The following is a 14,764-nucleotide window of genomic DNA, read 5'->3' as shown; positions in this document are numbered from 1 at the left end:
GCAGCGCGTGAACGCCCCGTCATTCCGGATGGTTTCGTCAGCCTGCCGGCTTCATCGACTGGACCACGGTCGGCCACAGTTCCGAAACGGTGGGGTGGATGGGCACGGCCCAGCGCAGGGCATCATAAGTCGCTCCGGCATTCATCATGTCCAGCACGCCGTGGATCGCCTCGTCGCCGCCGGTGCCGAGAAGGGCGGCGCCCAGGATCTTTTTCGTCTGCGCATCGGCCACGATCTTCATCAGGCCGATCGTCTCGCCCTTTTCCACGGCGCGTCCCACCTGGCTCATCGGCCGCGTGCCGACGAGAACCTTGTGGCCAGCCTTCACCGCCTGGTGTTCGGTCATGCCGACACGGCCGAGCGGCGGGTCGGTATAGAGCGCATACCCGAGCAGACGGTCGGAGACCTTGCGGCTTTCGCCATCGAACAGATTGGCCGCAACGATCTCGAAATCATTGTAGGCGGTGTGGGTAAACGCGCCGCGGCCGTTGCAGTCGCCCATCGCCCAGATGCCCTCGACATTGGTCGACAGATCGTCGCCCACCTCAATGTAGCCGCGCTCATCGAGCGTTACGCCTGCCTTGTCGAGCCCGAGATCGTCGGTGTTGGGACGGCGTCCGACCGCCAGCAGCACGTCGGAGCCGATGACTTCAGGCTCGCCTTCGTCGCAACTGAGGCCGACTGCAATGCCGTCGTCCGTCTTGCTGAAGCGGATGCAGTCGGCGCCGGTTCTGATAACGATCCCCTCGGCTTCCAGCATCTCGTGGATGGCGTGCGAGATCTCCGCGTCCTCACGGCTGACGATACGCTCGCCGCGCTCCACCACGGTCACCTTGGCGCCAAAGCGGCGATACATCTGCGCATATTCCAGCCCGATATAGCTGCCGCCGATGATCACCAGATGGTCCGGCACCCGGTCCAGCCCGACGATGTCGCTGTTGGTCATGTAGGGGATGTCGTTGACGCCCTCGAAATCGGGAATGGTGGCGCGCGCGCCGACATTGAGAAAGATCTGCGGTGCCGTCAGCAGCTCGTCGCCGACGCGGATCGTGTTAGCGCTCTCAAAGCGGGCATGGCCGCGGATCAGCGTGCAATGGGGCATCTTTTCCAGCCAGCTCTCGTTGCTGCCGCGGCTGTCCATCGTCACTTTCAGGGCCCGCCGCATCACGGCCGGCATGTCGATCGTGACTTCGCCGCCGATGCCGATGCCGTAATCGGCGCTCCGGCGCGCGAGATGCGCCGCGTAGGCGCTCGCCACCAGCGTCTTGGTCGGCTTGCAGCCGGTGTTGACGCAGGTGCCGCCCACATGCTTGCGCTCGATGATGGCGACGGTCTTGCCCGCGTCGTTGAAGCGTCCGGCAAGCGATGGCCCGGCCTGGCCGGCGCCGATGATGATCGCGTCGAATGTCTGCATGATGCTCAGATCTCCGTTAGGCGGCCGGCGTTCCCGGCAAAAGCAGGATGACAATCAGGGCTGCGACGACGGCCACGCCGTCCTCGATAAAGGCTGCCGGTGCATCCTTGCCGAAATGGGCGGCAAGCTTTGCCCGCACTGCGGCGCCACCCAGCGTTCCGATCACGGCGCCGATAATGCCGGAGACGAGGCCGGCCAGCCAGTAGCCGTAGGGCATTCCGATCGCAGCACCCGATAGCGCGCCGGTCAAGATGCGTGCACCGAATTGCTGCGGCACCTTGCGGCTTGGCGTCGATGGCAACTGGTCGGTGATGAATTCGACGATGGCGATCAGCGTGAGGATCAGCACGGCCCATTTGGAGCCCATGAAGGCGAGCCAGGTGCCGGAGAGATCGAGCCAGCCGAGACCGGCCGCCCAGCTGACGATCGCCGGTGCCGTCATGGCGCGAAGCCCGGCCACCGCGCCGATGACGAGTGCAAGCATGTAACTCATGATGATTCCCTTTGCCGCCGCCGACGGATGCCGGTGAAATCAAGTCTTCGCAAGTTTTAGTGGAATTCGCCAGTGCCGGATTTTAAGGTGACGACCGAGGACGAGTTGGGAGGAGGAGCCCGGCATCTGGTGAGATACGCAATTCTTGCAGCGGCGGGCGTGGCGGTCATGATCGGTCTGGGCATCTATGTCCAGGGCGCCGGCATGATCGCGAGCGGCTACATGGAGGAGGCGAAGGCGCAGGCCAACACCACGCTGAGGCTTGCCGTTTCCGGTCTCGACGGGCACCTGAAGCGCTACGAGGCGCTGCCGGCCCTGATCGCCGACCAGCAGAATGTCGAGGCTTTCGTGCTCGATCCGTCCAACACAACCCTGCAGGCCGCCACCAACGCCTATTTGAAAGACACCAACGCGCTCCTCAAATCCTCCGACATCTATCTGATGACGATGGACGGGCAGACCATTGCCGCCAGCAACCATGACAGCGACGTCAGTTTCATCGGCGAGAACTTTTCCTACCGTCCGTATTTCCAGGAGGCTGCTAAGGGCCGCCAGTCGCGCTTTTATGCGCTCGGCACGACGTCGCTCAAACGCGGCTACTACTTCTCGTCGCCGATCGAGATCGCCGGAGTGATCCGTGGCGTCATCGTCTTCAAGGTCGATATCGATCTGGTCGAGGACAGCTGGGGGAAGGGGACCGACCAGGGCACCGAAGACCGCATCTTCGTTGCCGACCCCGAGGGCATCATCTTCATGACCAGCCGGCCGGAATGGCTCTATGCCACGACCCTGCCGCTGTCGCCGGGGCGCATCGCCCGCACCCAGACCTCGCGGCGCTATGCGGATGCGAAACTGCGCGAGCTGCCGGTTCGGCGCGGCGAATTCGCCGGCCACGAGGTGATGACGATTGCCGACAACGGTGGCGACCGGGAATATCTCGTCGTGTCGCAACCGATGCCCGACGCCGGCTGGACCGTCAGCGTGCTGATGGATACCGGGTCCGTGCATGCCCAGGCAAAGACCACCGTCGCTGCCCTGCTTCTGTCCTTGTGTCTCGCCGTCCTCGGGCTTGCGGTCATCCTGCAGCGCCGGGCGCGGCTTGCCGAGCGCATGCATCTCCAAGCGGAAGCGCAGAATGCGCTCGAACACCGGGTCGCCGAGCGCACCGCCGATCTTGCCCGCGTCAACGCCCAGATCGAGGAGGAGGTGGCCGAGCGCCGGGCGACCGAACAGCGGCTGCGCCAGACCCAGGCCGATCTCATCCAAGCCGGCAAGCTTGCCGGTCTCGGCCAGATGTCGGCGGCGCTGTCGCACGAGCTCAACCAGCCGCTCGCCGCGGCCAAAACCTATGCAGAGACAGCCGGCGTGCTGATGGATCTCGACCGCACGGAAGAGGCACGCGACAACGTGCGGCGCATTTCAGCGCTGATCGATCGCATGGCCTCGATCAGCAAGCATCTGCGCAACTTCGCGCGCAAGCCGAACGAGAAGCTCGGCGCCGTCTCGCTGCAGGAGGTGATGGACGACACGCTGGAAATCGTCGCGGCGCGGCTGAAGGCGGCCGATGCGGATCTCGTCGTCGACATCCCGGCAAACCTGCCGAAGGTCAGGGCCGGTTCGATCCGTCTGCAGCAGGTGCTGGTCAACGTCATCGGCAATGCGGCAGATGCCGTCGAGGGACTACCCGACCGGCGCATCGCCGTTTCGGCATCAAGAACCCACGATACCATCACGGTGCAGGTGCGCGATGGCGGGCCGGGTGTGCCGGCGTCGATTCGCGAGCGCATCTTCGACCCGTTCTTTACCACCAAGGGCATCGGCAAGGGTCTCGGCCTCGGGTTGTCGATCTCCTACAACATCGTCAAGGATTTCGGTGGTAGCCTTTCCGTCACCGATGATCCCGATGGGGGGGCCGTGTTCACCATCGAGCTCGACATTGCCGATGAAAACCTGATGGAGGCTGCCGAGTGAGCGAAGCAAGGGATGCGGCGCAAAGGGTTTTGCTGGTTGACGACGAAGAGGAGCTGCGCCGATCCACCGCCCAGGCGCTGGAGCTGTTCGGGCTCTCGGTGCAGACCTTTTCCAATGCCGATCATGTTCTCGAACTCGCCGGTTTCGGCTTCGAGGGCGTTATCGTCAGCGATATCCGCATGCCCGGAACAGACGGCATGACGCTTCTGCAGCGGGTGCGCGAACTCGATGCGGAAATCCCGATCATTCTCGTCACCGGCCACGGCGATGTGCAGCTGGCGGTCAAGGCGATGCGCGAGGGCGCCTATGATTTCCTCGAAAAGCCGTTCACGCCGCAGCATCTGGCCGGCGTCATCCGAAGGGCGCTCGATCGCCGCGCGCTGGTCATGGAAAACCGCCGGCTGAAGGCGGTGGCCGGCAAGCGCGACGATCTGGAAACCCGCATGCCCGGCCGCACCCAGGTGATGGTCGACCTGCGCTACCGGATCCGCGCGATCGGCGCCACCGATGCCGATACGCTGATCATCGGCGAGACCGGCGCCGGCAAGGAAGTTGTGGCGCGGGCGCTGCACGATGTCAGCCCGCGCGCCAACCGGCCGTTTATTGCCATCAATTGCGCAGCACTTCCGGAAACGCTGATCGAAAGCGAGTTGTTCGGCCACGAGGCGGGCGCCTTTCCCGGTGCGATCAGGCCGCGCTACGGCAAGTTCGAACATGGCCGCGGCGGTACGATCCTGCTCGACGAGATCGGCTCGATGCCCTTCGACCTGCAGGCGAAATTCCTGCGCGTCCTGCAGGAGCGTGTCATCACCCGGCTCGGCTCGAACGAAACCGTGGCCCTCGACGTCCGCTTTATCGCCACCAGCAAGGTGGATCTGGAGGCGGAAGTCGCTGCCGGCCGGTTCCGGGCCGATCTTCTCTACCGTCTCAACGTCGCAACCATCCATGTGCCGTCACTTCGGGAGCGTCGGGCCGATATCGCGCTCCTGTTTCTGCAGCTGGTTCGCGAAGCCTCCGCCCGCTACGGCCGTGACGATCTCAACGTTCCCGTCGACGTGATCGCGACGATCGGCGACCAGGCCTGGCCCGGCAATGTCCGCGAGTTGCGCAACGCCGCCGACCGGCTGGTGCTGGGTCTCGATCTTCCGTCGACAGATTCCAACGGCAGGCTTCGCGATCCGGCCGGGCGATTGGCCGACAAGGTGGCAGCCTTCGAGCGCAGCCTGATCGCCGGAGAAATTGCCGCGCATGGCGGTGCCCTGCGTCCTGTCTACGAATCGCTCGGCATTTCGCGCAAGACGCTCTACGAAAAGATGCAGAAACACGGGCTCGACAAGCGCCTGATCTCGGCCGACCAGATGCTGCAGGACGATCTGAACGGGTGACGGAACATATCCCAAACCCCGCACTGGGTGGATTTCCACCCAGGCTTTGATGTGATTGTTCCCTAATCCACCCATGCTGCATTGCACGCCAGCGATAAACTTAGCAACGCTGCGTCCCGCCTGATTGCGGCCAGTGAAATCACCACTGCAAATGGCACCGAGGCTGGCGAGGGAGGACTATCGCCAGCACACCAGTTTGCATGCTGATTTTCACGCTCGGGAGGACAATTCATGAAAATCGTCAACGCCATGATCGGCGCAACGGCTCTGGCCGCAATGTCGCTGTTTTCGGCTTCTGCCAATGCGCAGAGCTATCCGGAACGCCAGATCACGATGATCGTACCGTTTGCGGCCGGCGGCCCGACCGATACGGTTGCACGTCTCGTCGCCGAATCCATGTCGCGGGATCTCGGCCAGCAGATCGTCGTCGAAAATGTCGGCGGCGCCGGCGGCTCGCTCGGTGCCGGACGCGTCGCCAATGCGGAAGCGGACGGATACACCGTGCTTTTGCACCATATCGGCATGGCGACCAGCGCCACGCTTTATCGCAAGCTCGCCTATGACACGCTGAACGCGTTCGAATATGTCGGCCTCGTCACGGAAGTGCCGATGACGCTTCTCGCCCGCAAGGACATGGAAGCGACCGATTTCAAGGGACTGATCGAATACGCCAAGGCGAACAAGGACAAGGTGACGGTCGCCAATGCCGGCATCGGCGCTGCGTCGCATCTCTGCGGTATGCTGTTCATGAGCTCGATCGAAACGCCGCTCGTGACCGTTCCCTACAAGGGCACCGGCCCGGCCATGACCGATCTCCTCGGCGGACAGGTCGATATCATGTGCGACCAGACCACCAATACGACAAAGCAGATCCAGGGCGGCACGGTAAAGGCCTACGCCGTCACCTCCGCTGACCGCCTCGACATCCTGAAGGACCTGCCGACCGTCAAGGAAGCCGGTTATCCGCAGATGGAAGTGGGCATCTGGCACGGCATCTACACGCCGAAGGGCACGCCGAAGGAAGCCAACGACAAGCTGTCGGCGGCACTCAAGGTGGCACTCAAAGACCCGAACGTCGTTGCCCGTTTCGGCGAACTCGGCACCAAGCCTTCGCCGGAAGCCGACGCCACGCCTGAGGCGCTGAAGACCAAGCTGGAAAGCGAAATCGCCCGCTGGAAGCCGGTCATCGAGGCAGCCGGCCAGTACGCCGACTGATCTCTCGTCACGGCACTGCCCCTCACCCTGGCCCCTCTCTGGGCAGGGTGAGGGGTTCTGCTCGATCGGCCTTGGAGCCCGCAACCTTTCGTCCTTCTCCCCCGCGGGGGAGAAATTGCCGGCAAGCTGATCGCTCAGATCGACCGCTGATCGGCGCGAACGTCTGCAAGGACCCCACCGGCAAGCGACACTCCTGCTAGCGACCATGCCGACCCGCGGCGCAGATCCGCAGAGCTCTTCCAATATTTCGGAGCCATCATGAATTCACTCAATATCGACAGGACCAATCTGGTCTGCGGGCTGGCGCTCATGCTGACCGGCCTGTTCTTTGCCTATCAATCGATCGAACTGGAACTCGGCACGGCGCTTCGCATGGGGCCGGGCTATTTTCCGTTCATCCTCGCCTGCGTTCTCGTGCTCTTGGGCGGCGTGATCGTCTTCCAGGCCATTCGCGTTCACGGCGAACCGGTGGGTGCGCTTGCCTGGCGCGGAATGGCCTTCATCCTGCCGGCACCGATCTTCTTTGGTCTCACCGTGCGCGGTTTAGGCTTCGTGCCGGCGATCTTCTTTACGGCGCTGATCGCGGCATTCGCCTCGCACAAGATGAAGCCGTTGATGGCCGTCATCCTGGCGGCTCTGCTCACGGTCTTTTCGGTTCTCGTCTTCAGCTATGGTCTTGGTCTGCCGTTCCGGCGGTTCGGGCCGTGGCTGGGCATGTAAGGGGCTCGGTTCATGGAATTATTCAATAATCTCGCCCTCGGTTTCTCCACCGCCACGTCGATCGAGAACCTGTTCTTCTGCCTCATCGGGGTGCTGCTTGGCACGCTGATCGGCGTCCTGCCCGGCATCGGCGCAACCGCGACGATCGCCATGCTGTTGCCGATCACCTTCCAGCTCGAACCCGTGTCGTCGCTGATCATGCTGGCCGGCATCTACTACGGCGCGCAGTATGGCGGCTCCACCACGGCCATCCTCATCAATATGCCGGGCGAATCCTCGTCGGCGGTCACCGCCATCGACGGTTACCAGATGGCGCGCAAGGGCAAGGCGGGACCGGCGCTGGCCATCGCTGCCATCGGATCGTTCTTTGCCGGCACGGTTTCCACCTTTCTTGTGGCGATCTTCGCGCCGCCGCTGACCTCGATCGCCCTGCAGTTCGGTGCGGCGGAATATTTCTCGCTGATGGTCGTCGGTCTCGTCTCGTCGATCGCGCTTGCTCACGGGTCGATCATCAAGGCGCTTGCCATGGTCTGCCTTGGCCTGCTGCTTGGCCTCGTCGGCACCGATATCTACACCGGCACGCCGCGCTTCACGCTCGGAATACGGGAATATGCCGACGGTCTGAACTTCGTCGCGGTCGCGGTCGGCGTCTTCGGTATCGCTGAAATCCTGCGCAATCTCGAAAGCGAAAAGACCCGCACCGTGCTGATGGCGAAGGTATCCAACCTGATGCCGTCGCGCGAGGACTTCAAGGCGATGGTCGGCCCCGTTCTGCGCGGCACGGCGATCGGCTCCATCCTCGGCATCCTGCCGGGCGGCGGCGCGATCCTTGCGGCATTTGCGTCCTATACGGTCGAGAAGAAGGTATCGAAACATCCGGAAGAATTCGGCCACGGCGCGGTCGCCGGCGTTGCCGGGCCGGAATCGGCCAACAATGCGGGTGCACAGACCTCGTTCATCCCGCTCCTGACGCTCGGCATTCCGGCCAACCCGGTCATGGCGCTGATGGTCGGCGCGATGATCATCCAGGGCATCGTTCCAGGTCCGAACGTTGCCGTCGAACAGCCGGCGCTGTTCTGGGGCATCATCGCGTCCATGTGGATCGGCAACCTGATGCTTGTGATCCTCAACCTGCCGCTGATCGGGTTGTGGGTAAAGCTTCTGACGATCCCCTATTACGTGCTCTTCCCGATCATCATGGCGTTCTGCGCCATCGGGGTCTACAGCGTCAATTCCAACGTCTTCGATCTCTATGCCGTCGCCTTCTTCGGTCTGCTCGGGTACGTGCTTTTGAAGCTGCGCTGCGAGCCGGCACCGCTTCTGCTCGGTTTCGTTCTTGGCCCGCTCCTGGAAGAAAACCTGCGTCGCGCAATGATCCTCTCGCGCGGCGACGCCACCACCTTCATCACCCGCCCCATCAGCGCCGGCCTGCTCGCGCTTGCCGCCATCGTGCTCATCGTCGTCTTCCTGCCAAGCGTCCGCAAGAAGCGCGAAGAGGTGTTTGTCGAAGAGGATTGAGGGGTGGCGGCTCTTACAGGCCGTCGCGGACGAGTATGAGTTGCCGGTAGATCTTGGGGGAGGAGGGGAAGCGTTTCCTCTCCTCCTCATCCCTGTGCCTGTCACAGGGATCCAGCCACGCGAAGTCATTCGCGTGAAAAGACCCTTCAGCGCCGCAGACGCGGCGCTACTGGATTCCTGTGACAAGCACAGGAATGAGGGGGGCGGGGGTTGCGGACGCGTCGGCTGGGTTCCTGTGGCGAGCACAAAAATGAGGGGAGGTTGGGGCTGCCGAAGTCCCCTTCATTACACCGTCTGCAGCGCCTGCAGTTCCTCGACCGGCACCTCTCCACCCATCTGCTTCAGAAGCAGCGCGGCCATAAGACGACCCGCCTCCGCGAGGTCCTCGTAGATCGTTTCGATGCGGGGGCGGACCTGGTCGAACAGGCCGGACGTCTGTTTGGCGACCAGGCGCACATCTTGGCCGATGATGCGGCCGGTGTCGTAGGCCGCCGACATCACGGCCATGGCGGAGACTTCGCCGCCGCAGATGAAGCCGTCGGGCGCGTCGTCGGCCGCCAGTCGTTCCGCCACATGGTCGCGGATCGCGTCGGACTTGCTGTCGAGCGAGACACGGTCGGAAATCTCGAAGGCGACGCCTTCCTCGCGCACCGCCGTCATGAAGCCGTGGCGCATGTGATGGGCGAAGGTGAACTGGGCGGGCGGCAGGATGATGAACAGCCGCCGACAGCCAGCATTGATCAGGCTTTTCGCGGCACGATAGCTAAAGGCGTAATTGTCGTAATCCACGTAAGGATGCGGCGTCGCAAGCTCGGTGCGGCCGTGGCACACGAAGGGAAAGCCCTGTTCCATCAGGAATTTCACGCGCTCGTCGGCGGCTTCGGTGCGGCTGAACAGGATGCCGTCGGCCATCCGGTTGCGGACGATATGCTTGACCGGATCGATCTGCGGCGTGTCTGAAAAATGCGGCGTGATGACCAAGTGGTACCTGGTGCCGCGCAGTGCCGCACTCATGCCGCGGATCATCGAGGTGCCATAGCCGAGGATTTCCTCGTGCGGATCAAGGACGAGGCTGATCACGTTGGTGCGTCCGGTGCGCAACCGCTGCGCCGCGCGATCCGGCAGATAGCCGACATCTTCGGCCGCTTGGCGCACGCGGATGCGGGTTTCGAGCGCAATCTGGGGATCGTCGGAGAGCGCCCTCGATACGGTCGTGACCGCAAGCTCGGTCAGTTCGGCGACGGTCTTCAGCGTCGGTTTCTTCTGGGCTGTATCGCGGGGCAAGCGGTTCGCGTGCGGCCGCGCCGGGCGTCCCTGCTGCAGCGTATCCGGGTCGATGTCCTCACCCCGGTCATCCCGGTCGTCAAGCGGCATTCCTGTCTCCTCCAGCGCCCCTCCAGGCGCCCTGTTTGTATCGTTGCAAAACGCCGCAAATTCGGCAAGTGCAAATCAACTCTTCACCGTCGCAAACGGGAAAGATCGCTTTTATCGTTTGATAACAGGGTGATGCCGGATCTTTGACATCACTGAAATTCTGTCCCCTACGGGGTTGACACTTACATCAGTTATATCGTTATAAATCGATGTCCGGAGAGGAGCCCGGCTTTGAGGGAGATATTTCAATGACTATTCGTTTGATCGGCAAACTGGCCGCCGGTGCGGCTATGATTGCGCTGACCGCTGGCGCCGCAAAGGCAGCCGAACAGGTTGAAGTTCTGCACTGGTGGACGTCCGGCGGCGAAGCCGCGGCGCTCAACGTGCTTAAGGAAAACCTGGCCAAGCAGGGTATCGGCTGGAAAGACATGCCGGTTGCCGGTGGTGCCGGTTCTGCCGCGATGACGGCGCTGCGCGCCCGTGTGACCGCCGGCGATCCGCCGACCGCCGTCCAGCTGCTCGGTTTCGACCTGCGCGACTGGTCCGAGATGGGCGTCGCCGCCAATCTTGACGATCTCGCCGCCAAGGAAGGCTGGGACAAGGTCATTCCGGAAGCGCTGCAGGCGTTTTCCAAGTATGATGGCCACTGGGTTGCTGCCCCCGTCAACATTCACTCCACCAACTGGCTGTGGCTGAACAAGGCTGCCTTCGACAAGGCCGGCGGCAAGCAGCCGACGAATATGGACGAGCTGTTCACCATGCTCGACGCCTTCAAGGCGCAGGGCATCACCGCGCTCGCCCATGGCGGCGTTCCGTGGCAGGACGGCACCCTCTGGGAAGCCGTGGTTCTCTCCGTCGGCGGTCCTGATTTCTACAAGAAGGCCGTGCTCGACGCCGATCCGACGGCGCTGTCGGGTGATACGATGAAGAAGGTGTTCGACGATATGTCGAAGCTTCGCACCTATTTCGATCCCAACTTCTCCGGCCGCGAATGGAACCTCTCCACCGCGCTCGTCATCGAAGGCAAGGCCGGCGCTCAGGAAATGGGCGACTGGTCGAAGGGCGAATGGCTGCGCGCCAAGAAGACCCCCGGCACCGATTTTGTCTGCATGCGCTTCCCCGGCACACAGGGCTCCGTCCTGTTCAACGCTGACCAGTTCATGATGTTCGACGTGGGTGAAGAGCAGAAGGACGCACAGATGAAGATGGCATCCGCCGTCGAAGATCCCGCGTTCCAGATCGCCTTCAACACGGTCAAGGGTTCCGTGCCTGCCCGTACCGACGTCTCGGACGAAAAGTTCGACGATTGCGCCAAGAAGGGCATGAAGGATCTGGCGGAAGCCTCGTCCAAGGGCACGCTGATGGGCTCGCTTGCTCATGGTTATGCGCAGCCGGCCGCTGTCAAGGAAGCCATGCTTGACGTCATCACCCAGCATCTGAATGGCCAGCTGACCACGGATGCCGCGCTGAAGCGTCTGCCGGAAGCGGTTGCTGCCGCGAAGTAATGTGACTTTACCCTCCCCTTGAGGGGGAGGGTCGGACCAGAGGTCCGGGGTGGGGTGATCCTTGCAGATCTGAAGCGTCACCCCCACCCGCCGCTTCGCGGCGACCTCCCCCCTCAAGGGGGAGGTTGGCTGTCGCCGTTTCTTGTTCCGCCGGAGATCCCCCATGACGACAATCGAACCGGCTCCGATGGTGACGCCGACCAGGCCGCGGCGGTCCATGGCCGATGGCTTGCGCAATGGCTTGCCGAAGCTCGTTCTGGCGCCGTCCTTTGCCATCATTCTGGTGTTCGTCTACGGCTTCATTCTGTGGACAGTCTATCTGTCGTTCACCACGTCGAAGATGATGCCGATCTACAAATGGGGCGGGTTCGATGCCTATTACCGGCTCTGGTCGCAGCCCAACTGGTATGTGGCGATGCAGAACCTCGCCATTTTCGGCGTTCTCTACATCGTGCTTTGCACCGCGATCGGGCTTTTCATCGCCATCCTGATGGATCAGCGCATCCGCGCCGAGGGCGTGCTTCGGCCGATCTTTCTTTATCCGATGGCGCTGTCCTTCGTTGTGACAGGCACGGCCTGGAAGTGGTTCCTCAACCCGGGCCTCGGGCTTGAGAACACGATGCACAATCTCGGCTGGGAAAGCTTCAAGTTCGACTGGCTGGTCAACCCAAAGATGGCGATCTACACCGTCGTCATTGCCGGCGTCTGGCAGGCCTCGGGCTTTATCATGGCGATGTTTCTGGCGGGCCTGCGCGGCATCGACGGCGAGATCGTCAAGGCGGCCCAGATTGATGGCGCATCAACGGTCTCGATCTATCGCCGCATCATCATTCCCATGCTGCGCCCGGTCTTCCTGTCGGCCTTCATCGTGCTCGCGCATATGGCGATCAAGTCCTATGACCTTGTCATCGCGCTCACGGGCGGCGGGCCGGGCAATGCCACCGAACTGCCGTCGACCTTCATGTATTCCTACACGTTTACCCGCAACCAGATGAATGTGGGCTCGGCCAGCGCCGTGATGATGCTGATGGGCATTACCGCGATCATCGTCCCCTATCTCTATTCCGAGCTTCGGGAGAAGAACCATTGAGCGCGATCCCTGAAAATGTCAGCGCCGGCTCGGTCCGCACCGTCCGCTATTTCATCTATGGCGCACTGATCATCCTTGCCGCCGTCTATCTGCTGCCGCTCTATGTGATGCTCACCACGTCGCTGAAGTCTCTTGATGAAATCCGCGGCGGCGACATGCTGGCGCTGCCGTCAGATCCGTCGATCGCCGCATGGGTCAAGGCATGGGGCGAGGCCTGCATCGGCGTCTCCTGCGTCGGCATCAAGGGCTATTTCTGGAACTCGCTGAAGATGGTGGTTCCGGCTGTGGCCATCTCGACGCTGCTCGGGGCGCTCAACGGCTATGTTCTGACCAAGTGGCGCTTTCCCGGCCACAAGCTGGTGTTCGGGATGATGCTGTTTGCCTGCTTCATCCCGTTCCAGGCGGTGTTGATCCCGATGGCGCGTCTGCTGGGTGCGATGGGCATGTCGAACTCCACCGCCGGCCTCGTCTTCGTCCATGTGGTCTACGGCCTCGGCTTCACCACGCTGTTCTTCCGCAACTATTACGAGGCGTTTCCGGACGAGCTGGTCAAGGCTGCGATGATGGATGGCGCCGGCTTCTTCAAGATCTTCTGGCGCATTCTTCTGCCAAGCTCCGGCCCGATCATCGTCGTCACGGTCATCTACCAGTTCACCAATATCTGGAACGACTTCCTGTTCGGCGTCTCGTTCTCGTCGGGCGAGGCATCGCCGATGACGGTGGCGCTCAACAACCTCGTTTCGTCTTCCACCGGCGTGAAGGAATACAATGTCGACATGGCCGCCGCCGTGTTCGCGGCATTGCCGACGCTGTTCGTCTATGTCGTCGCCGGACGTTATTTCGTGCGTGGCCTGATGGCCGGCGCAGTCAAGGGTTGATCCAATATGAGCTTTCTCGAGATCAAGAATATCCGCAAGAAGATCGGCAATGTCGAGATCCTCAAGGGCATCGACATCGATCTGGAAAAGGGCGGCTTTCTGGTGCTGGTCGGCCCGTCCGGCTGCGGCAAGTCCACGCTGCTCAACGCCATTGCCGGCCTGCTGCCACCGACATCCGGTGACATCGTCATCGATGGCGAGGTGGTGACGGACCTGCATCCGTCCAAGCGCGATATCGCCATGGTGTTCCAGTCCTACGCGCTCTATCCGAACATGACGGTGGAGGAGAACATCGCGTTTGCGCTGGAGATGCGCGGCATCGACAAGGCGGAGCGGGAAACGGCCGTCGCAAGCGTGGCAAAGACCCTGCAGATCGAGCATCTCCTGAAGCGTCGTCCGAGCCAGCTTTCCGGCGGCCAGCGTCAGCGCGTCGCCATGGGCCGGGCGCTGGTTCGCAAGCCGCGCGTGTTCCTGTTCGATGAACCGCTCTCCAACCTCGATGCAAAGCTGCGCGTCGAGGTGCGGGCCGAGATCAAGGCGCTGCACCAGAACACCAATGCGACGATCGTCTATGTCACCCACGACCAGATCGAGGCGATGACGCTTGCGACCAAGATCGTCGTCCTCAAGGAAGGCATCGTACAGCAGGTCGGAACGCCTGCCGAAATCTACAATCTGCCGGCCAATCTGTTTGTCGCCGATTTCATGGGCTCGCCGGCAATGAATATGCTGAAAGGCAAGGTCGTCTCCGGGGGCGTCGCCCTGTTCGGCGGTTCGACGACGGTTGCCGTGCCGCCGACGGTGACATCCGTTCTGCCCGCGGGCAAGGATGTCATTCTCGGCCTGCGCCCCGAAGCGATCACCGATTCCGGCCTTGCCGATCCGACAGCCCATGCGATTGCCTTCGTTGATGCGCAGGTAACGATGGTCGAGCCGACCGGCTCCGACACGTTCGTGACCGGGCGGATGGACGGGGTCAATTTCACGGGACGCGCTCGCGCCGAAGTACCGGTCACGCTTGGCCAGACATTCCGCTTCGCCTTCAATCTCGACAAGGCCGTCGTGTTTGATCCGGAAAGCGGCAACCGCATCGGCTAAGTCCATGATCGGGCCAGAAAATTGACTTGACAAAAGACAATTTTCCTATCCCGAATCCGGTCGTTACGGGGCAATAGGGAACTATTCCTGTCCGCCCCGTGTT

Annotated in this window: 12 protein-coding genes; 9 read left to right on the top strand and 3 right to left on the bottom strand. The window is 62.4% G+C overall.

Going from position 1 to position 14,764, the window contains the following annotated elements; translation table 11 throughout:
* Positions 1–37 precede the first annotated feature (37 nt).
* On the bottom strand, positions 38–1,417 hold the full coding sequence (locus IFT66_RS12230; protein ID WP_342344775.1) for an FAD-containing oxidoreductase: 1,380 nt from the start codon (positions 1,415–1,417) through the stop codon (positions 38–40).
* A gap of 13 nt (positions 1,418–1,430) precedes the next feature.
* Entirely contained in the window at positions 1,431–1,907 is a 477-nt protein-coding gene (locus IFT66_RS12225) for a DUF4126 family protein (protein WP_062461499.1), read from the bottom strand.
* Positions 1,908–2,036: 129 nt separating this feature from the next.
* Here IFT66_RS12225 and IFT66_RS12220 point away from each other — a divergent pair, with 129 nt between their 5' ends.
* From IFT66_RS12220 to IFT66_RS12200, 5 genes are all read left to right on the top strand, one after another.
* On the top strand, positions 2,037–3,878 hold the full coding sequence (locus IFT66_RS12220; RefSeq protein ID WP_446737883.1) for a sensor histidine kinase: 1,842 nt from the start codon (positions 2,037–2,039) through the stop codon (positions 3,876–3,878).
* Positions 3,875–5,263: a sigma 54-interacting transcriptional regulator gene (locus IFT66_RS12215; protein WP_174197044.1), complete on the top strand. Its 1,389-nt coding sequence runs from the start codon at positions 3,875–3,877 to the stop codon at positions 5,261–5,263. The genes IFT66_RS12220 and IFT66_RS12215 overlap by 4 nt, the downstream gene beginning before the upstream one ends.
* Before the next feature lie 231 nt (positions 5,264–5,494).
* Positions 5,495–6,478, top strand: a complete 984-nt coding sequence (locus IFT66_RS12210; protein ID WP_062461492.1) for a tripartite tricarboxylate transporter substrate-binding protein — start codon at positions 5,495–5,497, stop codon at positions 6,476–6,478.
* Positions 6,479–6,736: 258 nt separating this feature from the next.
* Complete coding sequence (locus IFT66_RS12205) at positions 6,737–7,198, top strand: tripartite tricarboxylate transporter TctB family protein (protein WP_062461489.1); 462 nt, start codon at positions 6,737–6,739, stop codon at positions 7,196–7,198.
* A gap of 12 nt (positions 7,199–7,210) precedes the next feature.
* On the top strand, positions 7,211–8,716 hold the full coding sequence (locus IFT66_RS12200; protein WP_062581938.1) for a tripartite tricarboxylate transporter permease: 1,506 nt from the start codon (positions 7,211–7,213) through the stop codon (positions 8,714–8,716).
* A 285-nt stretch (positions 8,717–9,001) separates the two neighbouring features.
* Here the strand turns inward: IFT66_RS12200 and IFT66_RS12195 are convergent, their stop codons facing one another.
* The gene (locus IFT66_RS12195; protein ID WP_113111850.1) at positions 9,002–10,090 is read right to left on the bottom strand and encodes a LacI family transcriptional regulator; all 1,089 of its coding nucleotides are present in this window, start codon (positions 10,088–10,090) and stop codon (positions 9,002–9,004) included.
* A 248-nt stretch (positions 10,091–10,338) separates the two neighbouring features.
* On the opposite strand from IFT66_RS12195, the gene IFT66_RS12190 reads away from it, so the two are divergent.
* The 4 genes from IFT66_RS12190 (at position 10,339) to IFT66_RS12175 (ending at position 14,661) form a co-directional block, all read left to right on the top strand.
* Positions 10,339–11,595 (top strand): ABC transporter substrate-binding protein, encoded by a 1,257-nt coding sequence (locus IFT66_RS12190; protein ID WP_062581941.1) that lies wholly within the window; start codon positions 10,339–10,341, stop codon positions 11,593–11,595.
* Positions 11,596–11,758: 163 nt separating this feature from the next.
* The gene (locus tag IFT66_RS12185; RefSeq protein ID WP_082471979.1) at positions 11,759–12,685 is read left to right on the top strand and encodes a carbohydrate ABC transporter permease; all 927 of its coding nucleotides are present in this window, start codon (positions 11,759–11,761) and stop codon (positions 12,683–12,685) included.
* Positions 12,682–13,563 (top strand): carbohydrate ABC transporter permease, encoded by an 882-nt coding sequence (locus tag IFT66_RS12180; RefSeq protein WP_062461481.1) that lies wholly within the window; start codon positions 12,682–12,684, stop codon positions 13,561–13,563. Before IFT66_RS12185 ends, IFT66_RS12180 begins: the two co-directional genes overlap by 4 nt.
* A 6-nt stretch (positions 13,564–13,569) precedes the next feature.
* Positions 13,570–14,661 carry an ABC transporter ATP-binding protein gene (locus IFT66_RS12175; protein WP_192077736.1) on the top strand — a complete coding sequence of 364 codons (1,092 nt, stop codon included), beginning with the start codon at positions 13,570–13,572 and terminating at the stop codon, positions 14,659–14,661.
* Positions 14,662–14,764: the final 103 nt, after the last annotated feature.

The sequence above is a fragment of the Rhizobium sp. CFBP 13726 genome (assembly GCF_014841925.1).
GTDB lineage: Bacteria > Pseudomonadota > Alphaproteobacteria > Rhizobiales > Rhizobiaceae > Neorhizobium > Neorhizobium soli.
The sequence above is the reverse complement of the archived record's forward strand: the minus strand, read 5'-3'. Positions and strand labels throughout refer to the sequence as shown.